The organism is Streptococcus sp. A12, assembly GCF_905372335.1.
In the GTDB taxonomy this organism is placed as follows: domain Bacteria; phylum Bacillota; class Bacilli; order Lactobacillales; family Streptococcaceae; genus Streptococcus.
Map to the genome: position 1 here is coordinate 1 of NZ_CAJPOU010000022.1, position 24723 is coordinate 24723.

A 24723-nucleotide genomic window follows, 5' to 3' on the forward strand; every position below is an offset into this window, starting at 1 on the left:
ACTTTTACCAGCATAGCACGGGCAGAATATAGAAAGCGAGGATAGAGCCATAGAAAAAGAAGAACTAAAAAGCCTTGAAAGTGAGATCAATGAAGCGCGTGACCAAGAGCGACCACCAAAAACAATGAAGGAATTAGAAAATCTTATTTTTAAAGCTGGTGAAAAATGGCGGGCAGAACATACTGAAACTAAGGTAAACGAGTCTACTGGGGACGTTAGCGAGAAAGTCGCCATGCCCCAAACCTTCACAGTTGCTAAAATACTAAGTGATATTGTCACGTTTACTTTTATCAGTAAGAGCAATGTACCTGATTATAGCTTACTCTATATCTATGATTTAGACGAGGGTATCTATACCGCTAGTAATGATCTATTCAATCTTTTGTGTAAGACCTTTGACGTTAGAATTAAACCCAGAGAGTGGCCTCAGATTAAGCTAATGGTCAGAACACTGACAAAGATACAAAAGCCCTTAGAAAGTGCTGATCTTATACCCGTGAATAACGGGATTATTAACTTGAAAACAAAGGAACTACTCCCGTTTAGTCCTAAATATGTAATTACAAGTAAGATAAGCACGGCTTACCACGCGCCTAAACAAGTCCCGGCAGATAGGGAAGGAAAAACCTTTGATGATTGGCTGAACTCAATCGCCTGTAACGATAGGGAGTTAGTAACACTGTTTTGGCAGATTATCCTAGAGGCCATCAATCCCAATCATACACGGAATAAGTTTGCTATCTTCTACGGGGACGGTAACAATGGTAAGGGAACATTTCAGCGCTTCCTTATCAATCTGATAGGAGAAAGCAATATTTCAGCCCTAAAGCCTGCTCAGTTTGCTGAAAAGCACAACCTTGAAACTTTGGTAGGTAAAGTTTGCAATATTGGAGATGAAGCGCCTAACGAATACTTGAAAAATCCGTCTGATCTTATGAGTATCACCAGCGGTGATACCGTTCTAGTAAATCCCAAAGGTCGCCCAGCTTTTGAAGCTACTTTTAAGCTATTCAATATCTTTTCGGGAAACTATATCCCCAATGGTGGTAATAAGACAAAAGGCTGGTACCGTAGAATTATGATCGTACCTTTTAACGCTGACTTTAATGGGGAACAGGAAAAACCTTGGATAAAAAACGAGTTTTTAGCAAACAAGGAAGTCCTAGAATATGCTCTATATAAAGCTATCAATCAAGAGCCATTTACTCACTTTATCGAACCCCAAGTAGTCAAAGGCTTGTTAGAAGAATACCAAGAGGATAACGACTACTTGCTTTCATGGGTTAAGCATGAATACATGGAAAAAGGTTGGCATGAATTGGACGTAGTACCTGTTTTTATACTGACAAGATCGTTAAAACATTATGCCGAAGATATGGGAATACCTAAACCTAACGTTTACGGGGCTGGAAAAGACACTATCAGACACTTACAACAGCTAACACCTTATCGATACAAACTTAAAAGGGCGCGTGTTAAGATTGAAGATTATGACAAATTGGATCCATTAGAGTTTGAAAGAACAAAACTAGCTAAAACTAATCACGCTGTCGTTAAAGACTAAAATGTTACCTTCTTTTTATGCCATAAACCCTTGGTATATCTGGATTTTTACCCCAAAATGTTACCTTCTTGTTACCTTGTTTAGAAAGAAGGTAACGTAGTTGAGCCCTTGATATGACTGACTTTTTTAGAAAAATGTTACCTTGTTACCTTCTTTTTAAAAACAAGAATGTAAATGAAATAGATATATTTTATATATAAGGGTAAGGAGTTCAAAAGAAGGTAACATGGTAACAAAACGGTCTAAACCATTGTGGCAGTAAGGCTGAACTATGTTACCTAGAAGGTAACAAAATCACCGAAGAAGGTAACAAATCTCAAAAATATTACATAATTTACCTTAAACTAAGAAATGGAGAAAAACAACATGACATTAAAAACATTTTCAGATAAAGCAAAAACATTCACTTTTACTTACGAATTTAAAGATCAGGACACTGCTCAAGTAGCAGGTCACGCGCTACTAGGATACATGACTGGGACATAGACTATTACAAGCAACCTGAGGAGGTTGAAGCATTTGAAGAACGTTACAAACAGGAGCGCGTGGCTCAACTCAAAGAGTCAGAGGATTTTGAGAGCTTGCTGAATAAGGTCACAGACTACGAGCTGGAGCTATTAGACTATGCTGATCGCTTGCTTTCTGATAAGCCTATCCCTATGGACTCTATGACCGCTTTTGGTACGTTGGAAATGCTGGACGATGAAAGTATTAGCCTACTCCAAAAATTGGACGTAGAGGGCGAATATAAAGGCCTTGCTGATTATTCTGGTCAATAAAACACAGGAAGGGGAGCAATCCCCTTTTGACATTTAGGCAATAGATTTGGGTTTTCTATATATAGGGGGTGTTTTGAACGAATGGAAGTAATAAAATCAATAACCATAGAGACATTTATAAAGCCAATGAAAAATAAAAAACTAACTCATGGTATCGGTGAGTTAGACGGGGAAAGGCTAGAAATAAACCTAGATAATTTATTTGTCACTTTTGGGAAAAATCATTTTGATTTAGCAAGGCTGTCAGGAACTATGGGCGGTTATCGCTATTTCTTCCTTTGCCCTATGTGTGATAGGCGGTGCAGGAAGCTATATAAGAGGTCTTTATTTTATGGTTGTGGTTTATGCCAACAGGTATATAAAGATACTCTAAACCGTAGCAAGACAGATTGCCAATACTATTGGGAGAGAGCCTTAAGAGAAGCCAGAAAAGTAGAACCAGGCTGGAACCCTAAATGTGGTGGATACATGTTTGATAGTTTCCCCGAAAGGCCAAAGTATATGAGGCAGAAACGATATTATAAGCATTATCAAAAGTTTGTTAACTACACCAGAAAAGGGGATAGCTTTTGGCTGAATGGTTTGAGTTCTCTAAGGTAATTTGTAGCGGTGTGCAATTTACCAAATAAACAAATACTACATATTAGACAGTTAAAATGTTAAAAAAACTAGATATATCAAGGATTTAAGTAAGTAGAGCGTTCCAAAAAAAGGGTGAGGTAAGAGCAAAAAAATGTAAAGGTTTTGTCAAGGTTGCGTATTTAAAAATACTAAAAATAGGCTAAGGTCACATACTTAAAAATACTAAGGTCACATACTTAAAAATACTAAGGTTTTATAAAGGTACAGGGCTATTTTCCTAGTGATAGAACCCCAAGGTTACCACAAGGTATAGCTACTTTTGTTCTCCTTTATTATTTGAAAAAAAACACATTGTGAGTTATAATTTAGTTAGTGAATAGAGGTTTTCCATCTCCCCTTGAAACAGTTCATTCTGCGGTAGGAGGTGGGACACCTTTATTTTTTATTAAGTTTTAAAATGTCTATCAATTCTTCACCGTCTTTTATAATTGCGATGCTTAATCTGCTAGAACCATAGAACGGTAAGGTATTGAAGTTTTTCAATGGTGAGGTTTTGGTTAGGTAGTTGTAAAAAATATGCCTGACAAATGGCAGGGTTATGTGTGTTGAACCACGAGCGAATAACGAGAAAATGATAAATTCTCATGCTGAACATGATGAAGTGATAAAATGGATTATAAAAATAACAATGACAAAGAACTAGCCAGAAATGTATTGAGTAAATACCGTTCATTTTGTAGAGTAGCTAGAGTTGACTTTCTAACAGGGAATCTACTTGATGGTTGCGCAGATCAACAAAATAAGCTACAAAACATGGCTTTAATCGAGATAAACAAGATTAGAAAAGCTATTGAGGGTATTCCATTGGCAATGGATAAAAGCATTCTAGAAATGAGTTATATCGAGCAAAAAAAGGTGTCTACTAGTGAACAGATGATTAGGCTCTCTATCTCCAGTAGTAACTATCATAGGCGAAAAGCTAGAGCATTACTAGAGTTTATAGAGCATTGGCAATCCATATCCCCCACTAAAAATAAACGGGGTGTATCTTAACCCACCACAAGGACGCACCCCTTTTCTGTGTGATATTTTCCCTTTTTGAACCCTTTAAAGTTATAGAAGAGTGTAGAAATAGCCCTAATCTAGATAAATTCTATCTAATTGAACGTTCAATAGTTCGATAGATTTTTCTAGTTTCAAAATTCTATCTTCTAGATCTTCAATATTGAGGCGTTCATCTAGTTTTAGTGCATTAAGTTTAATTTGTAAAATAATATCTTGAATCATAAGCCTATGATAACAAGAATTTGAAGATTATTTTTAAGGTTTATCTATTCTGCTAGTTTTTTCATCTATTCGGTATTTTTTCTTTATATTCGAATAAGATTAGAGCTGTTTATGATAAAATATGCTATAATATAGCTAGGTGGTAGGACATCGAGCACCCACTTTTGGTGCGCGGTAGCCTACCACTTTTGTAAATAAAAAAGCACCGTGTGAGGGTGCTAGATCTTGCCTGCTGAACTCGTAAATGATTGATCCTTTTAGGGTCATTTTTTTGTGAACTTTTTTAGGAACTTTAGGGACTATTTAAGTGGGTATAATTGAATAGTGGATAGAACGAAAACGCCCATTTTATGGGGTTTTTGCGAATTAATTTCAACTATATTATGTGTTATGTTATAATTTGAAGCTATATCTAGCTCTTGAAAAAGGAAAAACCGAATCATCTAAAGAAGTGATACAATAGAGACAATTGAATTTACGTCCATTGGAGGTTTGTATGAGTCACAAAAAGAATATTAACACCATCCTAGCTCAAGCGGGAATCAAGTCGGATCCAGCAACAGGGGCTTTGATTACTCCGCTTCATTTTTCAACAACTTACCAGCATCCAGAGTTTGGTCAATCTACTGGTTTTGACTATATCCGTACCAAGAATCCGACTCGGGAAAACGCTGAAAAGACCTTGGCAGCTATTGAGAGTGCAGAGCATGCCTTGGTGACGAGCTCAGGTATGTCTGCCATTGTCTTAGCCTTTAGTATTTTTCCTGTTGGCAGTAAGGTTTTGGCAGTAAGAGATCTTTATGGAGGCTCTTTCCGTTGGTTCAACCAAATGGAACAAGAAGGACGCTTTTTCTTTACCTATGCAAATTCAGAAGAAGAGTTGGTAGAAGGATTGAATGGAGAGGTGGATATTCTCTATATTGAAACACCTACTAACCCACTCATGCTGGAGTTTGACATCCAGAAATTAGCTAAACTCGCTCATGAAAAAGGGGCAAAAGTGATTGTAGACAACACCTTCTATAGCCCTATCTACCAACGTCCAATTGAAGAAGGAGCAGATATCGTCCTTCACTCAGCGACCAAATATCTAGCGGGTCATAATGACGTTTTGGCTGGTGTTGTAGTGACTGATGATGAAGGTCTCTATGAGCAACTCTTTTATAACTTAAACACAACTGGAGCTGTTCTCTCTCCTTTTGACAGCTACCAATTGATCCGTGGGTTAAAAACCTTAGCCCTTCGAATGGAGCGCTCTACAGAAAATGCGAAGAAGGTAGTGGAATTCTTGAAGGGGCATCCAGCTGTTAAGGAAGTTTTGTATACCGGCAAGGGAGGCATGGTTTCCTTTAAAGTAAGCCACCAAGAAAAGATTCCAACCATTTTGAACCACTTGCAAGTCTTTACCTTTGCAGAAAGCTTAGGTGGAGTGGAGAGTTTGATTACCTATCCAACTACACAGACCCACGCAGATATTCCTGCAGAGGTTCGTCATTCCTATGGGTTAACGGATGACTTGCTTCGCCTTTCCATCGGAATTGAAGATGCACGGGATTTGATTGAGGATTTAGAACAAGCATTGGATAGATAGGAGTCCATCATGGGAAAAGAACAATTTTTGACTGTCCCTAATCGTTTGGGGCATCATACTAGCAAGTGGAAGGAGTCAGAGCAAGATCCAGAACTTCTTCCTGCTTGGATTGCAGATATGGATTTTGAATCCTTGCCTGCGGTTCGACAAGCCATTCGAGATTACGCGGATCAATTGGTCTACGGCTACACCTATCCTAGTGAAGAGCTTTACCAGGCTGTTCAGAATTGGGAAAAGTCAGAGCATGGATATGTGTTTGAGAAGGAAGCCATTGTCTTTATGGAAGGTGTGGTTCCGTCTATTTCAACGGCTATTCAGGCTTTCACCAAGGAAGGCGAGGCTGTTCTCATCAATACGCCAGTCTATCCACCCTTTGCCCGTAGTGTCCGCCTCAATCAACGCAAATTAGTGACCAATTCCTTAGTAGAAGTGGATGGACTCTTCCAAATTGATTTTGAGCAATTGGAAAAAGACTTTGAAGAGCACCAAGTCAAGCTCTACATCCTGTGCAATCCTCATAACCCAGGTGGTCGCGTCTGGGAACGAGAAGTCCTTGAAAAGATTGGTCGCCTCTGTCAAAAATATGGGGTCTTGCTTGTTTCCGATGAAATTCACCAAGATTTGGTATTGTTTGGCCACCAGCACGTTTCTTTTAATACGGTTGATCCAAGCTTTAAGGACTTCACTCTTGTCTTATCGAGTGCGACCAAAACCTTCAACATCGCAGGGACAAAAAATTCCTATGCCATCATCGAAAATGATGCACTAAGGAAATCCTTCCAAGCTCGGCAGTTGCGAAACAATCAACATGAAATTTCTGCCCTTGGCTTTATCGCCACCGAAGTCGCCTATCAGAATGGAAAAGCTTGGTTAGAGGACTTAAAGGAAGTCTTGGAAGAAAATATCGAATATACTGTAGAAGTTTTGCGTGAGCAGACAGACATTGGTGTGATGAAACCGCAAGGGACCTATCTACTCTGGCTTGATTTTTCTGCCTACGGTTTGTCAGAGGAAGAACTCCATGCTCGACTTCATGACCAGGCCAAGGTCATCCTCAATAAAGGGACAGACTTTGGAGTAGAAGGGAAGCAACATGCCCGTTTGAATGTGGCAGCTCCGAAAACCCTAGTCCAAGAGATTGTCGATCGGATCGTAACAAATTTTCCTAAAAAAGGTTGATTTTAAGGGTTGACTTTTCTATAGGGGAGGAGTATACTCAAGGGGAATAACGGTAGGTGAGGCTACCACAAGGATACGGATGACTACCGCAAAGCAGTGGAGACACTACTCGTTGGTCAACAGTCCTGATCGCAAAGGTCAAGACTAAGCTCATTTCATTGCCTTGCGGAGCTAAAGCTTGGACGGTCTATTTTTTGAGAATTTTTATTAAAAAATAAACGACGAGTTTAATGAGTCCTACCTGTAAAAGGGGAGGGCTCTTTTCTTATGCTTAAGAAGCCTCTCACCTATCAAGTAGAAAAGGAGAGCACTATGATACAAATCGACGATCATCCCGAACCGCACATAGCCAGCCAATCGCTGATTTGTGTCATCGGGACTCTATAAGCGTTTGGCTCCTGATTTAAAAGGAGATTCCAATGCAAACAACAAAAGAAAGACTCATTGCTGCATTGCAAGATGCAGAAACAAGAACCTTAGCAACCTATCAATCTAGCTGGTCTGGTTTGACGGAAGACCAAGTAGAGGAAAACCGCGATAGCTATGGAGAAAATGTCCTCACAAAGGGGCAAGATGATTCTATCTGGAAACGGATTGTTGAATCCATCATCAATCCCTTCACAGTCATCTTACTGCTCATTGCCCTTGTTTCTCTGGTGACCAATGTTTGGTTAGCCAAACCAGGTGAGGAAGATCCAACGACCTCTCTCATCATCGTCGTCCTCGTTCTTCTCTCTGGAGTGATTCGCTTTATCCAAGAATTGCGAAGTGACAAGGCTGCTAGCAACCTTTCTCGCATGATTGTCAATACTGCAACGGTGATTCGAGAAGGCAAAGAAGAAGAAATTCCCATTGATGAGATCGTTGTGGGAGACTTGATCAAATTGAGTGCAGGCGACATGATCCCAGCGGATGTGGTCTTGTTGGATTCTCGAGACTTCTTCGTCCAACAATCTGGTTTGACTGGAGAGAGCGATGCTGTCGAAAAAGTCTGCTTGAAAAAAGCGACTGGCCAAAATCTGGACAGTCTTTTGGAGAGTGAAAGTTTAGCTTTCATGGGGACCAACGTCATCTCAGGTCGAGCAACAGCCTTGGTCTTGGTCGTTGGAGATGAAACCATGATGGGAGCGATTGAGCAAACCATCAATACTTATGATGAACCAACCTCTTTTGAACGAGAAATGAACACCATCTCTTGGTTGTTGATCCGACTCATGATGGTCATGGTACCCATCGTCTTCTTTATCAATGGTTTGACAGATGGGGATTGGCTGGAAGCAGGGGTCTTTGCCCTCAGTGTAGGGGTGGGCTTGACTCCGGAAATGCTCCCAATGATTATCACAGCTAGCTTGGCCAAGGGTTCCATTATCATGGCCAAAGAAAAGGTGGTCATCAAAAAGCTCAACGCTATTCAAGATCTAGGCGCTATTGATATCCTCTGTACGGACAAGACAGGAACCTTGACCCAAGATGAGATTGTACTCGAATACCCCCTCGACATTCGTGGGGACTTGGATTTGTCTGTCCTTCGTCGGGCCTATCTCAATTCTTACTTCCAAACCGGCCTCAAAAACTTAATGGATCGCGCTATTATCAGCCGGACAGAAAGAGAAGCAAAAAAACATGAGATTGTCAGAGGCTTGGACCAAAGCTTCCAAAAAATTGATGAATTGCCTTTTGACTTTGAACGCCGGCGGATGAGTGTCATTGTCAAAGATGAGGGGGGAATCGTGAGCATGGTCACCAAGGGAGCCTTGGAAGAAATGCTAGCAGTCTCTAACTATGTAGAATACAAGGATGAGATTATCCCCCTAACAGACCAAGTGCGGGAAGACGTCTTGGCAGAGGTGGCTCAGCTGAATGAACAAGGTTTGCGTGTGCTAGGGGTTAGTTACAAATCAAATCTTGAGGAAGGCTATGCCTTTGAAGTGGCAGATGAAGCAGACATGATCTTGACGGGCTACCTAGCCTTCTTAGATCCACCAAAACCATCTGCAGCACCAGCCATCAATACCCTTGCGGAATACGGAGTTGCTACTAAAATCCTTACGGGTGATAATGAGAAAGTGACCCAAGCGGTTTGTGAAAAGGTGGGACTGGATGTTGACCGCATTTTGCTGGGTAGCGATATCGACAGTCTCTCTGATTCAGACTTGGCCCAAGCAGTAGAAATCACCACCGTTTTTGCAAAATTATCTCCAGATCAAAAAGCACGCATTATCTTGCAACTCAAAGCAAATGGCCACAAGGTCGGATATATGGGAGATGGGATCAACGATGCTCCTTCTATGAAAGTGGCAGATGTGGGGATTTCGGTTGATACAGCTGTCGATATTGCCAAAGAAACAGCAGATGTTATCCTTCTGGATAAAGACTTGATGGTCCTCGAAAAAGGCTTGGTAGAAGGCCGCAAAGTTTATGCCAACATGACCAAGTACATCAAGATGACTGTTTCTTCTAATTTCGGAAATATCTTCTCTCTTCTCTTTGCTAGTATTTTCCTTCCTTTTCTTCCAATGGCCCCTATCCATCTCATCGTTTTAAACTTGGTTTATGACCTTTCCTGTATCGCCTTGCCTTTTGACCGAGTGGATAAGGACTTCTTGAAGAAACCTAGGATTTGGGAAGCAAAATCCATTACCCGCTTTATGGCCTGGTTTGGTCCTATTTCCTCTGTCTTTGACATCTTGACCTTTATCGCTCTCTACTTTATCATCGTACCCATGATTACAGGCTATGGCTATGTCCATGGAGCAGACAGTGCGGGACTCTTCATCATGCTCTTTCAAACCGGCTGGTTCATTGAGTCCATGTGGTCCCAAACTATGGTCATCTATATGCTCCGCTCTCCAAAATTGCCTTTTGTTCAAAGTCGGCCAGCCCTTGCAGTCATGGCAACGACCCTATTGGGCGCCCTCTTTGTGACCTTCCTACCATATGGCCCACTGGCTTCCTTGTTGAAAGTAGCGCCACTAAATAGTCTTTACTTCCTATTACTAGCGGGAATCCTTTTCCTTTATATGGCAAGTGTCACCCTGGTCAAACACTATTATATTGGCAAGTACAAAGAGTGGCTATAAGATAGTCATTAAAATAAGAAAAGAAAAGGTTTGCATATTTGTAGGCCTTTTTCTTCCTTTTTGATATAATAAGATGAATATAGAGAAAGAAGGAACCACAATGGGAAAACTTGAAGTTATTAAACATCCACTGATTCAGCATAAATTGTCTATTTTGCGTCGGACTGATACCTCTACAAAGGCTTTTCGTGAATTAGTAGATGAAATTGCTATGTTGATGGGATACGAAGTTTTGCGCGAACTTCCTCTTGAAGATGTAGAAATCGAAACACCCATTACAAAAACAGTTCAAAAACAGATTGCTGGTAAAAAACTAGCGATTGTTCCAATCCTTCGTGCAGGGATCGGGATGGTAGACGGACTCTTGAGTTTGGTACCCGCTGCTAAAGTTGGTCACATCGGAATGTACCGCGATGAAGAAACCTTGAAACCAGTTGAATACTTGGTGAAATTGCCAGAAGATATCGACCAACGTCAAATCTTTGTGGTAGACCCAATGTTGGCGACTGGGGGATCTGCAATCCTAGCGGTAGATTCATTAAAGAAACGTGGTGCAAGCCATATTAAATTTGTCTGCTTAGTTGCGGCACCAGAAGGAGTGGAAGCTCTTCAAACAGCTCATCCAGATGTCGAAATCTTTGCTGCAGCCTTGGATGAACGCCTCAACGAAAACGGCTATATCGTTCCAGGTTTAGGTGACGCTGGGGACCGTTTGTTTGGTACCAAATAAGCACATTTCCAATCCATCTTTAGGAAAGTAAAAATTTGACCTTTGTTGACCAATGGGATATAATAGCTTTTATAAAGAATGGAAGGAGAGCTAGCCTCTCGAATCAGCCGGATGAAACTCGTGAGATGGTGCCGGTTATAATGGATAAAAGGAGATGAATGAATGATTCCAGTAGTAATTGAACAAACTAGTCGTGGCGAACGCTCATACGACATTTACTCACGCCTCTTAAAAGACCGTATTATCATGGTGACAGGACCGGTAGAAGACCAAATGGCCAATTCGATTATTGCCCAATTGCTCTTCTTGGATGCCCAAGATAATACCAAAGATATCTATATGTATATCAATACGCCAGGAGGCTCTGTCTCTGCAGGTTTGGCAATCGTCGATACCATGAACTTTATCAAATCAGACGTCCAAACCATCGTCATGGGGATGGCAGCTTCAATGGGGACTGTGATTGCATCAAGTGGTGCCAAAGGCAAACGCTTCATGTTGCCAAATGCTGAGTACATGATCCACCAACCAATGGGTGGTACTGGTGGCGGTACCCAACAAACGGATATGGCCATTGCAGCAGAACACCTCTTGAAAACACGTCACAGATTGGAAAAAATCTTGGCAGAAAATTCAGGTCAAACCATCAAGAAAATCCACGCTGATGCAGAACGGGATAATTGGATGACTGCAGAAGAAACCTTAGCTTATGGTTTCATCGATGAAATCATGGCTAACAACAATCTCGGATAAGAAACCTTCACCATCCAGCCCTCTCCTTTGACAGGAGAGGTTTTTTTAGGACATTCTTTACTTTCTAGAAAAAGATAGTATTTTGACCTGAAATTTGCTATACTTGTAACAGAAGCAGAAAGGGATTGTGTATGTTTGAGAAGCAAGCTAGAACAGGCTTAATTGTAAAATTGTATTATAATCGAGATGCAAAGAAATTACAGGAAATTGGGGATGTGATCTATCATTCCAAAAAAATGCGCTATGTCCAGGTCTATGTCGATAGTCCTCAAGTTCTTGAAATTATGCATCAATTAAAAAAAGAACGCTTTGTAAAGAAGGTTCAAATTTGCCATATTCAAGAATTGGATCGTGATTTTGTAGGAAGTTTGCATCGTCAACAGGATGAAACACAAGTAGAAAACGCAATCATTTAAAGGATTGTGTTTTTTATATTGACAATTGTCAGATAATTCGGTATATTCTTAATATGTATTTATTTTAAGATTATTTAAGGAGATTATTACAAATGAAGAAAAAATTTGCTCTTTCATTTTTAACAATTGCAAGTGTCGCTCTTCTTGCGGCCTGTGGTGAAGTTTCAACTTCAGGTTCAAACACAACTGGTAACGAAATCGGCAAAGAACTAAAAATCGGTTTTAACTTTGAAAAAACTGGTGAAGTAGCAGCATATGGTAGTGCTGAACAAAAAGGTGCTCAATTAGCCGTTGATGAAATCAATGCTAATGGTGGAGCTGATGGTAAGAAGATTGTTGTCACAGACAAAGATAACAAATCTGAAACAGCTGAAGCAGCTACAATCACTACAAACCTTGTCACTCAATCAAAAGTGAACGCTCTTGTAGGGCCTGCTACTTCAGGTGCCACTGCCGCAGCTGTTGCGAATGCTGGTAAAGCAGGTGTTCCATTGGTAACACCATCAGCAACACAAGATAATTTGACAAAAGGTCAAGATTACCTTTTCCGTGCAACCTTCATCGATAGCTTCCAAGGACAAATCATTGCTAAATATACAACGGATAACTTGAAAGCGAAGAAAGTTGTTCTTTACTACGATAATTCATCTGACTATGCTAAAGGGATTGCTGAAGCCTTTAAGAAATCTTATAAAGGTGAAATCGTAGCAACAGAAACTTTCCAATCTAAGGATACAGACTTCCAAGCTGCTCTTACAAAAATCAAAGACAAAGACTTCGATGCGATTGTCCTTCCAGGGTACTACACTGAAACTGGTAAAATCGTAAACCAAGCACGTGGTATGGGAATCAAACAACCAATCATTGGTGGTGATGGATTTAGCGATGCTAAATTCGTTGAACAAGCAACACCTGCTGCAGCTACAGACATCTACTACGTAGCTGGATTCTCTACTGAAGGTGAAATGACTGATAAAGCCAAGAAATTCGTAGAAGCTTATAAAGCAAAATACAACGAAGAACCTTCAATGTTTGCAGCTTTGGCATATGATTCAGTTTACATGGTTGCAGAAGCATCTAAAGGTGCTAAGAACTCTGTCGAATTGAAAGACAACCTTGCGAAGTTGAAAGACTTGGAAGGTGTTACTGGTACAATGTCTATTGACAAAGACCATAATCCGGTTAAATCTGCACTTATGATTGGCTTAAAAGATGGTAAAGTTGAGTCAGTTGAGTCGGTTAAACCTTAATTATCATTTGTTGTTTGTACAAGAGGCTGGGAGAATGAAAATTCCTGGCCTCGCTCTTTATTATTAGAAAGGATGGTTCAAATGCTCCAGCAATTAGTGAACGGTCTAATCTTGGGAAGTGTCTATGCACTCTTGGCCCTTGGTTATACTATGGTGTATGGAATTATCAAATTGATCAACTTTGCCCATGGGGATATCTACATGGTAGGTGCCTTTATGGGGTATTTCTTATTGAACTCATTGAAAGTTAACTTCTTTGTAGCCTTGCTTCTAGCTATGGTCGGGACAGCTATTTTAGGGGTTGTGATTGAATATCTGGCTTATCGTCCGCTTCGTCATTCGACTCGGATTGCAGCCTTGATCACAGCCATCGGGGTTTCCTTCTTGCTTGAATATGGGATGGTCTTCTTTGTAGGGGCCAATACCCGTTCCTTCCCGCAAGTCATTGAAACTGTTCGTTACAACTTTGGTCCTATTTCGATTTCCAACATTCAGTTGATGATCTTAGGAGTGTCTATTTTCTTGATGGTCGCTCTTCAATTTATTATCCAAAAGACAAAGATGGGGAAAGCCATGCGTGCCGTTTCTGTTGATAGCGATGCCGCTCAATTGATGGGGATTAACGTAAACCGAACCATCAGCTTTACCTTTGCTTTGGGATCAGCCTTAGCGGGTGCTGGCGGTGTCTTGATCGGTTTGTATTACAACTCAATCGAGCCTTTGATGGGGATGACACCAGGTATCAAAGCCTTTGTCGCAGCCGTTCTTGGTGGAATCGGAATCATTCCAGGTGCGGCCCTAGGTGGATTTGTCATCGGTTTGTTGGAAACCTTCGCCACAGCGATTGGCCTTTCAGACTTCCGTGATGCCATTGTGTATGCCATCTTGATTGTAATCTTGCTCATCCGTCCAGCAGGTATCCTCGGTAAAAATGTGAAAGAGAAGGTGTAAGCCATGAAACAAAATTTAAAAGTGAATTTAGTCTGGCTTGGTCTTTTGTTCGCAGGTTTTGCCTTGATCCAAGTCTTGGTTGCAGCGGGTGTGCTCAACCTCTTCTATATCCAAATTTTAGAACAAATCGGAATTAATATTATCCTTGCAGTTGGCTTGAACCTCATCGTTGGTTTCTCAGGTCAATTCTCACTTGGACATGCTGGATTTATGGCGATTGGTGCCTACTCCGCAGCCATTCTCGGCTCCAAATCACCAACCTATGGAGCGTTCTTTGGCGCGATGGTTTTAGGTGCTTTGATCGCAGGTGCTGTGGCCTTGATTGTTGGGGTTCCAACCCTTCGTTTAAAAGGGGACTACCTCGCGATTGCGACACTTGGAGTTTCTGAAATCATCCGGATCTTGATCGTCAATGGTGGTACTCTCACAAATGGTGCCGCCGGTATCCTTGGTTTGCCAGCCTTTACAACCTGGCAATTGGTTTACCTTTTTGTCGTGATTACAACCATCTTTACCATCAACTTCTTACGCAGTCCAATTGGACGCTCTACCCTTTCTGTTCGTGAAGATGAAATCGCAGCAGAATCTGTTGGGATCAATACGACCAAAGTCAAAGTCATCGCATTTGTATTTGGTGCGATCACAGCGGCGATTGCTGGATCTCTCCAAGCAGGTTTCATTGGATCTGTCGTTCCGAAAGATTATTCCTTTACTAATACTATTAATGTCTTGATCATTGTAGTCTTTGGTGGTTTGGGATCAATGTCAGGAACAGTTGTGGCAGCTATCGTCTTGGGGATCTTGAACATGGTGCTTCAAGACTTCTCAAGTGTACGTATGATCATTTACTCATTGGCTTTGATTCTCGTGATGATCTTCCGTCCAGGTGGTCTTCTTGGAACATGGGAATTCAGCTTGAAAAAACTACTCTCAAAAAAGGAGGCTAACTAATGGCACTTCTTGAAGTAAAAAATTTAACAAAAAACTTTGGTGGTTTGACAGCCGTTGGGGATGTGACCATGGAACTCAATGAAGGGGAATTGGTTGGGTTGATTGGGCCCAACGGTGCCGGAAAAACAACCCTCTTCAACCTCCTAACAGGGGTATATGAACCAAGTGAAGGGACCATTACTTTAGATGGTCACCTATTAAATGGTAAAGCACCTTATAAAATCGCTGCAGGTGGTCTGGGACGGACTTTCCAAAATATTCGTCTCTTTAAAGACTTGAGCGTTTTGGACAATGTCTTGATTGCCTTTGCCAACCACCACAAACCACATGTCTTTGCGAGTCTTTTCCGCTTGCCAAGCTATTACAAGAATGAAGAAGCTTTGAAAGCAAGAGCCCTTGAATTGTTAGCCATTTTCGGTTTGGAAAAAGAAGCAGATACTTTGGCTAAAAACTTGGCTTACGGACAACAACGTCACTTGGAGATCGTTCGTGCCCTTGCTACAGAGCCAAAAATCCTCTTCTTGGATGAACCTGCTGCAGGGATGAACCCTCAAGAAACAGCAGAATTGACCCAATTGATCCGTCGCATTCAAAAAGAATTTAATATTACGATCATGCTGATCGAGCACGATATGAGCTTGGTCATGGAAGTAACAGAACGGATTTATGTATTGGAATATGGCCGCTTGATTGCCCATGGTACGCCAGATGAAATCAAGAATAACAAACGCGTAATCGAAGCATATCTAGGAGGTGAAGCCTAATGTCTATGTTAAAAGTTGAAAATCTTTCTGTACACTATGGCATGATCCAGGCTGTCCGTGATGTCAGTTTCGAGGTAAATGAAGGAGAAGTTGTTTCTCTTATCGGTGCTAACGGTGCTGGGAAAACATCTATTCTTCGTACCATTTCAGGTTTGGTGCGTCCAAGTGCTGGGAAAATTGAGTTTTTGGGTCAGGAGATTCAAAAGGTTCCAGCTCAAAAGATTGTAGCAGCAGGACTCTCTCAAGTTCCAGAAGGTCGCCACGTCTTTCCAGGCTTGACCGTTATGGAAAACTTGGAAATGGGAGCTTTCTTGAAGAAAGACCGAGAAGAAAACCAAGCTAACTTGAAGAAGGTCTTCTCCCGTTTCCCACGTTTGGAAGAACGGAAGAACCAAGATGCAGCCACCCTATCTGGTGGGGAGCAACAAATGCTTGCAATGGGTCGTGCCCTCATGTCGACGCCAAAACTTTTGCTCCTGGATGAACCTTCTATGGGATTGGCCCCAATCTTTATACAAGAAATCTTTGATATCATCCAAGATATCCAAAAACAAGGAACAACTGTTCTCTTGATTGAACAAAATGCCAACAAGGCCCTTGCCATCGCAGACCGAGGTTATGTTCTCGAAACAGGGAAAGTCGTTCTTTCCGGAACAGGAAAAGAACTCTTAGCCTCTGAAGAAGTCCGCAAGGCCTACCTTGGTGGATAAGAGATAAAAAAGAGCCTTTGGGCTCTTTTTTAAAAATGGTTTGGCTACAATTAGAAAATTTGGTTCTCATAGGGAAGAATACAAGGATTATTAGGTAATTCTGAATTTTGAAAACAAGAGAAAACTGCTGAAAGCGTTTGAAATCATTCTAAAAATCAAGTATAATAAAACTAAGAAAAGCATAGGAGAACTGTTATGGCTGTTAAAGATTTTATGACCCGTAAAGTAGTGTATATTAGTCCAGATACAACAATTGCTCATGCGGCAGATTTGATGCGGGAACAAGGCTTACACCGCTTGCCGGTCATTGAAAATGACCAATTGGTCGGTTTGGTGACAGAAGGTACGATTGCAGAAGCAAGTCCATCTAAAGCAACAAGCTTGTCTATTTTTGAGATGAACTACCTACTTAATAAAACCAAGGTCAAAGATGTCATGCTTCGTGATGTCATTACTGTCTCTAAATTTGCCAGCCTCGAAGATGCGACCTATCTCATGTATAAGAACAAGGTGGGAATTCTTCCGGTTGTAGACAATGACCAAGTATCCGGTGTCATCACAGACCGTGATATTTTCCGTGCCTTCCTCGAAGTATCCGGTTATGGAGAAGAAGGAGTTCGTGTTCGCTTTGTGACAGAAGATAAGGTTGGTGTTCTAGAACAAATCATTCATTTGATTGTAGAAGAAGGATACAATATCGCCAATACAGTCAATATCCCAACCAAAGATGATCATGTCGTTATCGAAGTTCAGATTGATGGCATTACCGATACGGAAGTCATCAAGAAGAAATTTGAAGAAAATGGTATTCGTGTGGATGAAATTAGTCGCACATCTGCAAAAGCCTTTTAAATAAAGAAAGAGCCTGAGATATTCTCAGGCTCTTTGTTTTAGCGAGCAATGGGTTGCTTGTTGGTATCCAAGGTAAATCCTTCTCCTAGGATTTCATGGGCTTCTGTAATGGTAATGAAGGCGAATGGATCGATCTTATTGATGATATCTTTCATCTGTTTCATTTCATTCCGTGAAACCACGCAGTAGACAATCTTCATTTCTTGTTGGCTATAATAGCCCATACCGTTTACGAAGGTGACTCCTCGGCCCAAATCAGTCGTGATTTGTTTGGCAATTTCATCTGGTTTAGATGTAACCACGAGGAATCCTTTTCCTGCAAAACCTCCTTCACCGACAATATCAATGACGACGGTGTCAATCAGGATAAAGAGGAGGGTGTAGGCTGCAATTCGGAAGTCCTTGAAGACGATCAAAACAGTTGTCAAGACGATGGCATCCACAATCAACATGAGGCGTCCCATGGAAAGCGTCGTGTACTTGTTAAAGATACGCGCGACAATATCGGTTCCACCTGTAGTGCCTCCAGCGTTGAAGATAATCCCAAGCCCAGCTCCAAGGATAACCCCTGATCCGATACAGGCTAGGAGGATGTCTCCGTCAAGAGCCGTAAAGACTGCATTTTGAAGATGATGACTTCCAGGGATCAGCTCGAAGATGGCCATCCAAGTAGAGACCGAAAAAGTTCCAATCAAACTGAGATAGAGGGATCGGAGCCCCAGTAATTTCCAGGCTAGGAAAAAGAGGGGAATATTGATGGCCAAGTTCATGACCGAAACGGGAATTTTAAAGAGGTAGTAGGTGATTAGGGTAATCCCTGTAGCCCCTCCCTCATAGAAGTGAAATGGAATGACTAAAAAGAAGATTCCAAAAGAAAAAATGCCAGCCCCAAAAATAATGGCCAGAATATTTTTTGCCTTAAACATGCTCGTTCTCCTATTCATTTTCACCATACATTTTACCAAAAAAAATGAAAAATAGGAAATAATTTTCATCAATTTTCACGAATTCGGACAGGATTTTTACCCCTATTTTTGGTAAAATAAAAAGAAGTGATGCATGCTAGAGAAATGAGTATAGAAAGTTAAGATAAGAGAATGAAACAGGGAACATTAATTTCGATTGAAGGCCCAGAAGGTGCAGGGAAATCCTCCGTTTTAGAAGCCTTGCTACCACGCTTGGAAAAGGCAGGGATTGCCTATATTACCACGCGGGAGCCAGGGGGCGTCGAAATAGCAGAAAAAATACGTGAGGTCATTCTAGATCCATCCCATACAGAGATGGATCCCAAGACAGAATTGCTTCTTTATATCGCCAGTCGTCGCCAACACTTGGCAGAACGAGTCCTTCCAGCTTTGAAAGCAGGGAAGCTAGTTATCATGGATCGTTTTATCGATAGTTCGGTAGCATACCAAGGCTTTGGGCGTGGATTAGCAGTAGCAGATATTGAATGGTTGAACCAATTTGCGACCGATGGTCTGAATCCCAATCGGACCTTCTATTTTGACATTGATGTAGAAGAAGGGTTGGCGAGAATTGCTAAGAGTGCTAGCCGTGAAGTCAATCGCATAGATCTAGAAGGCCTAAGTCTCCATCAGAAAGTTCGTCAAGGCTATCTGGCCATTCTCGAAAAAGAACCACAACGTGTGGTGAAAATTGATGCCAGTCAACCTTTTGACCAGGTGGTCGAGGATACTTGGCTATTATTGAAAGAAGTCTTGGAGATCAGAGAATGAAGTTAGAACAAGTGCAAAAACTTCAACCTCAGTTAGTCGATCGCTTCCAAGCTATTTTAGAAAAAGACCGCTTGAGCCACGCCTATCTCTTTACAGGAGATTTTGGAAGTTTTGAGATGGCCCAGCTCTTGTCCCAAAGTCTCTTTTGTACGGATAAGAAGGGCGTTTGGCCCTGTGGGACTTGTCGGGCTTGTCGCTTGATTGAAGAGGATGAATTCTCAGATGTAACGGTTGTCCGACCGGTCAATCAAATCATCAAAACGGATCGGATCCGGGATTTGATCCAGCATTTTTCTCAGTCAGGCTACGAAGGATCCAAGCAAGTCTTTATCATCTGCGATGCAGACCGGATGCATGTCAATGCGGCCAATTCTCTCCTCAAGGTCATTGAAGAACCTCAGAGTGAAGTTCATATTTTTCTGCTGACAGCAGATGAGCAGCTGGTTCTCCCGACCATAAAAAGTCGGGCGCAGCAGGTCCATTTTCCAAAAAACCAAGATTTCCTAAAAGAATATCTCCTTCAGGAAGGTCTCTTGCTTCAACAAGCAGATCTGTTAGCCAACTTTAGTCAAGGTTTCCAAGAGGCTCAAATTCTCGCTCAGAATACCTCATTTTTCGATCTGGCGAGGGAGTGTGAGCGTTTCGTCGCAGCTTGTCTAAAAGCAGATCCGCATGTCTACTTACTGGTCTCTCGCTTGGTTCAAGAGACGGATGATAAAGAAAAGCAGGCCCAAGCCTTTCGCTTGCTGGAATTGCTCTTTGCACGCTCCATCAGTCAGTCCTTAGGAAGAGACTATCTAGAAAAACTGGTCTTGGCCAAACAGATGTGGGAACGGAATGTGAGTTTTCAAAATGCTCTTGAGTATATGGTCCTACAGTTGAAAAATAGAAGGTAAAGAGATGAATAAAAAAGAATTATTTGATGCTTTGGATGGCTTCTCCCAGGAATTGCTAGTTACATTAGCAGAGGTTGAAGCCATAAAGAAAAATCTCAAACTCATTGTCGAGGAAAATACAGCTCTGCGTCTTGAAAATGATAAATTAAGAGAGCGCTTAGGAGAAGTGGAGAAAACCAGCTCCCCTAAATTCCATCGCAATGGTCGTGAAAATTTACAAAGAATTTACAATGATGGATTTCATGTTTGTACAGACTCCTATGGTCAACGTCGTGAAAATGATGAAGAGTGTATTTTCTGTGATGAATTGTTATTTAGGGAGTAAACATGCAGATTCAACGAAGTTTTAAAGGGGATAAAGCGACAGGGACTCTATTTTTAGTGCCAACCCCAATTGGCAATCGGGAGGACATGAGCTACCGCATGATCCAAACTCTAAAAGAGGTGGATCTGATAGCAGCAGAAGATACACGCAATACAGGACTCTTGCTCAAGCATTTTGAGATTGCGACACCACAAACTAGCTTCCATGAGCACAATGCCATGGAGAAAATCCCTGATTTGCTAGCTCATTTAGAGTCTGGAAAGGACCTGGCCCAGGTATCGGATGCAGGACTGCCTAGTATTTCGGATCCAGGTCACGACCTGGTCAAGGCGGCTATTGAGCGAGAGATCCCTGTTGTGGCAGTTCCTGGCCCGAGCGCCGGCATTACTGGCCTAATTGCCAGTGGCTTGGCACCCCAGCCTCATATCTTTTATGGCTTTCTTCCACGCAAGGAAGGGCAGCAAAAGGCCTTTTTCCAGGAAAAGCTAGCCTATCCTGAGACTCAGATCTTTTATGAGTCCCCGCACCGGGTACGAGCGACCCTTGAAAATATGCTAGCAGTCTATGGAGACCGTCCGGTTGTCCTGGTCCGAGAACTGACCAAGATCTATGAAGAGTACACGCGAGGGACCATCACAGAGTTAGTGGACTATCTAGAGGGAAATCCCCTTAAAGGAGAGTGCCTCCTGATCGTGGAGGGGGCCAGTGAGCAGGAGCCAGATCTAGAAGAAGTGGATCTGATCCAAGAGATTGATCTTCTGGTCCAGTCTGGCATGAAAAAGAACCAAGCAATCAAACAGGTTGCCAAACAATTCGGGCAGCAAAAGAGTGATCTCTATGCCCGTTACCACCAAGAGGAAGAAAAAGGAGAGTCTGATGGAAATTAGAATGGCCTATCCCAATGAAATCAATCGGATTATGGAAATCATCCAAGATGGCAAGGATAGCTTAGCTGCAGCTGGCGTGGACCAATGGCAGGATGGTTATCCCAATCAAGAAATCATTTTTGAGGATATCCTAGAAAGCCGTGGTTATGTGGCTGTAGAGAATCAAGAAGTCGTAGCCTATGCCGCTCTCTACAAGGGAAATGAAGCCGCTTATAATGACATTTATGATGGGAAATGGGAACATGATAACTATCTCTATATCAGTTTCCACCGGATCGCTGTTGCCAAAGAAGCCACAGGTCAAGGAGTAGCCCAAACCTTCCTCCAAGGTTTGATCGAAGGAGAAAAGGGCCCAGATTTCCGCTGTGATACCCATCCTGACAACAAGGTCATGCAACACCTTTTAGAGAAGTTAGGCTTCCATTACTGTGGGAAGGTACCAATTGATGGGGTTCGTTTCGCTTATCAGAAGATTAAGCGAAAGGCAGAAACCAGCCTATTCCAAGTGATCAGTGAAGACGACCGTTGGGACTACCGTGCAGAACAATCTCAAAATGACTAGGTACTATCGACAACTCTATCAGAGTCCCTTGGGACCTCTATCTGTTGTGGTGGATGAAGACAGCCTAGTAGGGATCTGGTTTTGTGATCAAGCCAATTGTGAGCAGGGGCTTGAGCATATCGAAGTAGCTTGTCAGCCACTTCATGAAGCTGTCTTTGAATGGCTGGACCAGTACTTTTTAGGGGAAAATCCTTCCATGCCCTTTCCCCTGTCTCCTCAAGGGACAGACTTTCAACAAAGAGTTTGGGCCTATCTAGCTCAGATTCCCTATGGGGAAAATCGGACTTATGGAGAGATTGCCCGAGCCTTGTCTTGCAAATCGGCCCAAGCCATCGGTCAAGCAGTAGGTCGGAATCCCTTACTCCTCCTCATCCCCTGTCACCGGGTGCTGGGGACGGAGAAAAAGTTGACAGGCTATGCTGCTGGACTAGATCGCAAACGTTGGCTGTTGCAACATGAGGCCATATCTTGGAAAGAATAAGGAGAAAAGATGTTATCATTTATTGAATACCCAAAATGTTCAACCTGCCGTAAGGCGAAATCGGAATTAATGAGCTTAGGCTGTGAGTTTGATAGCCAAGATATCGTGGTAGACACCCCGACCAGTGAGCAACTACAAATCTGGATCAAGGAGTCTTCCCTACCAATCAAATCATTCTTTAATACCAGTGGGATGAAGTATCGGGAATTGGGCTTGAAAGATAAGGTAGATCAGCTTTCGGTAGAAGAAGCGGCAGACCTTTTAGCTAGTGATGGCATGCTGATCAAACGCCCTCTTTTAGTGAAGGACGGAAAAGTTGTTCAAGTGGGCTACCGGAAACTATATGCGGACCTAGGTTTGTAAGAAAAAAGGGAGTTGGACTCCCTTTTAATTCTGTCTTGAAGATGATATAATCATACGAGTGAAATCAATGAAAGAGAGTCAATCATGAGTATTTTAGAGGTGAAAAATTTAAGCCACGGCTTTGGAGATCGGGCTATTTTTGAGGATGTGTCCTTCCGCTTGTTAAAGGGAGAGCATATCGGATTGGTAGGGGCCAATGGTGAAGGGAAATCCACCTTCATGAGCATCGTGACGGGCAAGATGCAACCCGACGAAGGGAAGGTCGAGTGGTCTAAGTATGTGACCGCTGGCTATCTTGACCAGCATGCTGTCCTAAAAGAAGGGCAAACGGTGCGCGATGTCTTGCGGACAGCTTTCGACGAGCTCTTTAACGCAGAGGCTCGCATCAATGACCTCTATATGGAAATGGCTGAAGATGGAGCAGATATGGATGCTCTCATGGAAGAAGTCGGAGAGCTCCAGGATCGGTTAGAGAGTCGGGATTTCTATACCTTGGATGCCAAGATAGATGAAGTGGCGCGTGCTCTTGGGATCATGGACTTTGGCATGGAGACAGATGTGACGGCCCTTTCAGGTGGGCAGCGGACCAAGGTCCTTTTGGCTAAATTGCTCCTTGAAAAACCAGATATCCTTCTCTTGGACGAGCCAACCAACTACTTGGATGCGGAGCACATCGATTGGCTCAAACGCTACTTGCAGAACTATGAAAATGCCTTTGTCCTCATTTCCCACGATATTCCTTTCTTGAATGATGTAATCAACATCGTCTACCATGTGGAAAATCAACAGTTGACCCGCTATTCCGGAGACTACTACCAATTCCTTGAAGTCTACGAGATGAAGAAATCGCAATTGGAAGCAGCTTATGAACGCCAGCAAAAAGAGATTGCTGATTTGAAAGATTTCGTAGCGCGTAATAAGGCGCGTGTGGCTACACGGAATATGGCTATGTCTCGTCAGAAGAAGCTGGACAAGATGGAACTCATTGAGTTGCAAAGTGAGAAACCAAAACCATCCTTTGAACTTAAAAATGCCCGAACTCCTGGACGCTTCATTTTCCAAGTCAAGGACCTTCAAATCGGGTATGATCGTCCTTTAACCAAGCCTTTGAACCTAACCTTTGAACGAAATCAAAAGGTAGCCATTATCGGAGCTAACGGGATCGGGAAAACCACTCTCTTGAAGAGCTTGCTGGGAATCATCCCACCGATTGCTGGAGAAGTAGAACGTGGAGATTACCTAGAACTAGGCTATTTTGAGCAAGAAGTCGAAGGAGGCAATCGTCAGACCCCGCTTGAAGCAGTCTGGAATGCCTTTCCAGCTCTCAATCAAGCAGAGGTTCGTGCAGCCCTTGCTCGCTGTGGTTTGACCACCAAACACATCGAGAGCCAAATTCAGGTACTATCTGGTGGGGAGCAAGCCAAGGTGCGTTTCTGTCTTTTGATGAACCGTGAAAACAATGTTTTGGTACTGGACGAGCCGACCAACCACTTGGATGTGGATGCCAAAGAAGAGTTGAAACGGGCCCTGAAAGAATACAAGGGATCGATCCTCATGGTTTGCCACGAGCCAGACTTCTATGAAGGCTGGATGGACCAAATCTGGGACTTTAATGAATTGACGTAAACACAAAAAGAGAACCGCATGGTTCTCTTTTCAGATTGAAGTTACATACTTCTTAGAAACTTCCCGTAGGTGAGTACGGACGTCAGCGAACTTCTGCGAAGTTCCATGACTAATTATTGAGCCTAAGGTCTCAATAATTCCGTGTGCCTGAAACAAATCTGTTTCAGGCACTTTTCTCACGGCGGAAAGTTTCAGTAGATGAATGTCGCAAATCATGAGAATTCATTTCATTTTTTAAAGAATCTATTCGGTAATGGTTTATCAATATTTTAAAAAGAGAACCTGGCGGTTCTCTTTTGATTATTTTTTGAAATCATAGTCTTTTACGACTTCCATCTTTTCAATTTTGACACCTTCTTTTGGTTTGTCTTTGTCGTCCGTTTCAACTTCGGCGATTTTGTCGACTAC

General features: G+C 42.2%; 24 protein-coding genes, 2 pseudogenes and 1 riboswitch. Of the genes and pseudogenes, 24 read left to right on the top strand and 2 right to left on the bottom strand.

Features of this window, described 5'->3' with window-relative positions:
- The first annotated feature begins 124 nt into the window (after positions 1–124).
- From QZ158_RS04470 to QZ158_RS04545, 16 genes and pseudogenes are all read left to right on the top strand, one after another.
- On the top strand, positions 125–1564 hold the full coding sequence (locus QZ158_RS04470) for a phage/plasmid primase, P4 family (RefSeq protein WP_293882668.1): 1440 nt from the start codon (positions 125–127) through the stop codon (positions 1562–1564).
- Positions 1565–1930: 366 nt separating this feature from the next.
- Positions 1931–2343 (top strand): annotated as a pseudogene (locus QZ158_RS04475) (hypothetical protein).
- 90 nt (positions 2344–2433) lie between these two features.
- Positions 2434–2943 (top strand): hypothetical protein, encoded by a 510-nt coding sequence (locus QZ158_RS04480; RefSeq protein WP_293882734.1) that lies wholly within the window; start codon positions 2434–2436, stop codon positions 2941–2943.
- A 651-nt stretch (positions 2944–3594) separates the two neighbouring features.
- Positions 3595–3978, top strand: a complete 384-nt coding sequence (locus tag QZ158_RS04485; RefSeq protein WP_293882671.1) for a hypothetical protein — start codon at positions 3595–3597, stop codon at positions 3976–3978.
- Positions 3979–4708: 730 nt separating this feature from the next.
- Positions 4709–5803, top strand: a complete 1095-nt coding sequence (locus QZ158_RS04490; protein ID WP_293882674.1) for a cystathionine gamma-synthase — start codon at positions 4709–4711, stop codon at positions 5801–5803.
- A gap of 9 nt (positions 5804–5812) precedes the next feature.
- The gene (locus QZ158_RS04495; RefSeq protein ID WP_293882677.1) at positions 5813–6982 is read left to right on the top strand and encodes a MalY/PatB family protein; all 1170 of its coding nucleotides are present in this window, start codon (positions 5813–5815) and stop codon (positions 6980–6982) included.
- A gap of 41 nt (positions 6983–7023) precedes the next feature.
- A riboswitch (M-box (ykoK) riboswitch) is annotated at positions 7024–7178 on the top strand.
- A gap of 223 nt (positions 7179–7401) precedes the next feature.
- Positions 7402–10062, top strand: coding sequence for a magnesium-translocating P-type ATPase (mgtA, locus tag QZ158_RS04500; RefSeq protein WP_293882679.1), 2661 nt, complete (start codon positions 7402–7404; stop codon positions 10060–10062).
- 100 nt (positions 10063–10162) lie between these two features.
- Positions 10163–10792 (top strand): uracil phosphoribosyltransferase, encoded by a 630-nt coding sequence (gene upp, locus QZ158_RS04505; RefSeq protein ID WP_048689715.1) that lies wholly within the window; start codon positions 10163–10165, stop codon positions 10790–10792.
- A 162-nt stretch (positions 10793–10954) separates the two neighbouring features.
- Entirely contained in the window at positions 10955–11545 is a 591-nt protein-coding gene (locus QZ158_RS04510; RefSeq protein WP_023024046.1) for an ATP-dependent Clp protease proteolytic subunit, read from the top strand.
- A 131-nt stretch (positions 11546–11676) separates the two neighbouring features.
- Positions 11677–11961, top strand: a complete 285-nt coding sequence (locus tag QZ158_RS04515; RefSeq protein WP_293882687.1) for a DUF2129 domain-containing protein — start codon at positions 11677–11679, stop codon at positions 11959–11961.
- A 92-nt stretch (positions 11962–12053) separates the two neighbouring features.
- Positions 12054–13211: an ABC transporter substrate-binding protein gene (locus QZ158_RS04520; RefSeq protein WP_006595827.1), complete on the top strand. Its 1158-nt coding sequence runs from the start codon at positions 12054–12056 to the stop codon at positions 13209–13211.
- Between the two features lie 81 nt (positions 13212–13292).
- Positions 13293–14162, top strand: a complete 870-nt coding sequence (locus tag QZ158_RS04525) for a branched-chain amino acid ABC transporter permease (protein ID WP_009731472.1) — start codon at positions 13293–13295, stop codon at positions 14160–14162.
- Between the two features lie 3 nt (positions 14163–14165).
- Positions 14166–15113 (top strand): branched-chain amino acid ABC transporter permease, encoded by a 948-nt coding sequence (locus QZ158_RS04530; protein ID WP_293882696.1) that lies wholly within the window; start codon positions 14166–14168, stop codon positions 15111–15113.
- On the top strand, positions 15113–15877 hold the full coding sequence (locus QZ158_RS04535) for an ABC transporter ATP-binding protein (RefSeq protein WP_293882699.1): 765 nt from the start codon (positions 15113–15115) through the stop codon (positions 15875–15877). Before QZ158_RS04530 ends, QZ158_RS04535 begins: the two co-directional genes overlap by 1 nt.
- Positions 15877–16587, top strand: coding sequence for an ABC transporter ATP-binding protein (locus QZ158_RS04540; RefSeq protein WP_003008277.1), 711 nt, complete (start codon positions 15877–15879; stop codon positions 16585–16587). The genes QZ158_RS04535 and QZ158_RS04540 overlap by 1 nt, the downstream gene beginning before the upstream one ends.
- Before the next feature lie 195 nt (positions 16588–16782).
- The gene (locus QZ158_RS04545; RefSeq protein ID WP_293882707.1) at positions 16783–17439 is read left to right on the top strand and encodes a CBS and ACT domain-containing protein; all 657 of its coding nucleotides are present in this window, start codon (positions 16783–16785) and stop codon (positions 17437–17439) included.
- A gap of 38 nt (positions 17440–17477) precedes the next feature.
- Here the strand turns inward: QZ158_RS04545 and QZ158_RS04550 are convergent, their stop codons facing one another.
- A complete protein-coding gene (locus QZ158_RS04550) occupies positions 17478–18365 on the bottom strand; it encodes a YitT family protein (protein ID WP_293882710.1) in 888 nt (295 codons plus the stop codon).
- Between the two features lie 171 nt (positions 18366–18536).
- Here QZ158_RS04550 and tmk point away from each other — a divergent pair, with 171 nt between their 5' ends.
- From tmk to QZ158_RS04590, 8 genes are all read left to right on the top strand, one after another.
- The gene (gene tmk / locus QZ158_RS04555; RefSeq protein WP_293882713.1) at positions 18537–19175 is read left to right on the top strand and encodes a dTMP kinase; all 639 of its coding nucleotides are present in this window, start codon (positions 18537–18539) and stop codon (positions 19173–19175) included.
- Complete coding sequence (locus QZ158_RS04560) at positions 19172–20071, top strand: DNA polymerase III subunit delta' (protein WP_293882715.1); 900 nt, start codon at positions 19172–19174, stop codon at positions 20069–20071. Before tmk ends, QZ158_RS04560 begins: the two co-directional genes overlap by 4 nt.
- Positions 20072–20075: 4 nt before the next feature.
- Entirely contained in the window at positions 20076–20396 is a 321-nt protein-coding gene (gene yabA, locus QZ158_RS04565; protein ID WP_023024026.1) for a DNA replication initiation control protein YabA, read from the top strand.
- A 2-nt stretch (positions 20397–20398) separates the two neighbouring features.
- On the top strand, positions 20399–21283 hold the full coding sequence (gene rsmI, locus QZ158_RS04570) for a 16S rRNA (cytidine(1402)-2'-O)-methyltransferase (RefSeq protein WP_293882720.1): 885 nt from the start codon (positions 20399–20401) through the stop codon (positions 21281–21283).
- On the top strand, positions 21273–21845 hold the full coding sequence (locus QZ158_RS04575) for a GNAT family N-acetyltransferase (protein WP_293882723.1): 573 nt from the start codon (positions 21273–21275) through the stop codon (positions 21843–21845). The genes rsmI and QZ158_RS04575 overlap by 11 nt, the downstream gene beginning before the upstream one ends.
- On the top strand, positions 21838–22326 hold the full coding sequence (locus QZ158_RS04580) for a methylated-DNA--[protein]-cysteine S-methyltransferase (protein WP_293882726.1): 489 nt from the start codon (positions 21838–21840) through the stop codon (positions 22324–22326). Before QZ158_RS04575 ends, QZ158_RS04580 begins: the two co-directional genes overlap by 8 nt.
- 9 nt (positions 22327–22335) lie before the next feature.
- Complete coding sequence (locus tag QZ158_RS04585; protein ID WP_293882729.1) at positions 22336–22689, top strand: arsenate reductase family protein; 354 nt, start codon at positions 22336–22338, stop codon at positions 22687–22689.
- An 84-nt stretch (positions 22690–22773) separates the two neighbouring features.
- Entirely contained in the window at positions 22774–24315 is a 1542-nt protein-coding gene (locus tag QZ158_RS04590; protein ID WP_293882732.1) for an ABC-F family ATP-binding cassette domain-containing protein, read from the top strand.
- Positions 24316–24615: 300 nt separating this feature from the next.
- On the opposite strand, the pseudogene QZ158_RS04595 reads toward QZ158_RS04590, so the two are convergent.
- Positions 24616–24723: pseudogene (locus QZ158_RS04595) on the bottom strand (peptidylprolyl isomerase); the annotation flags it as partial.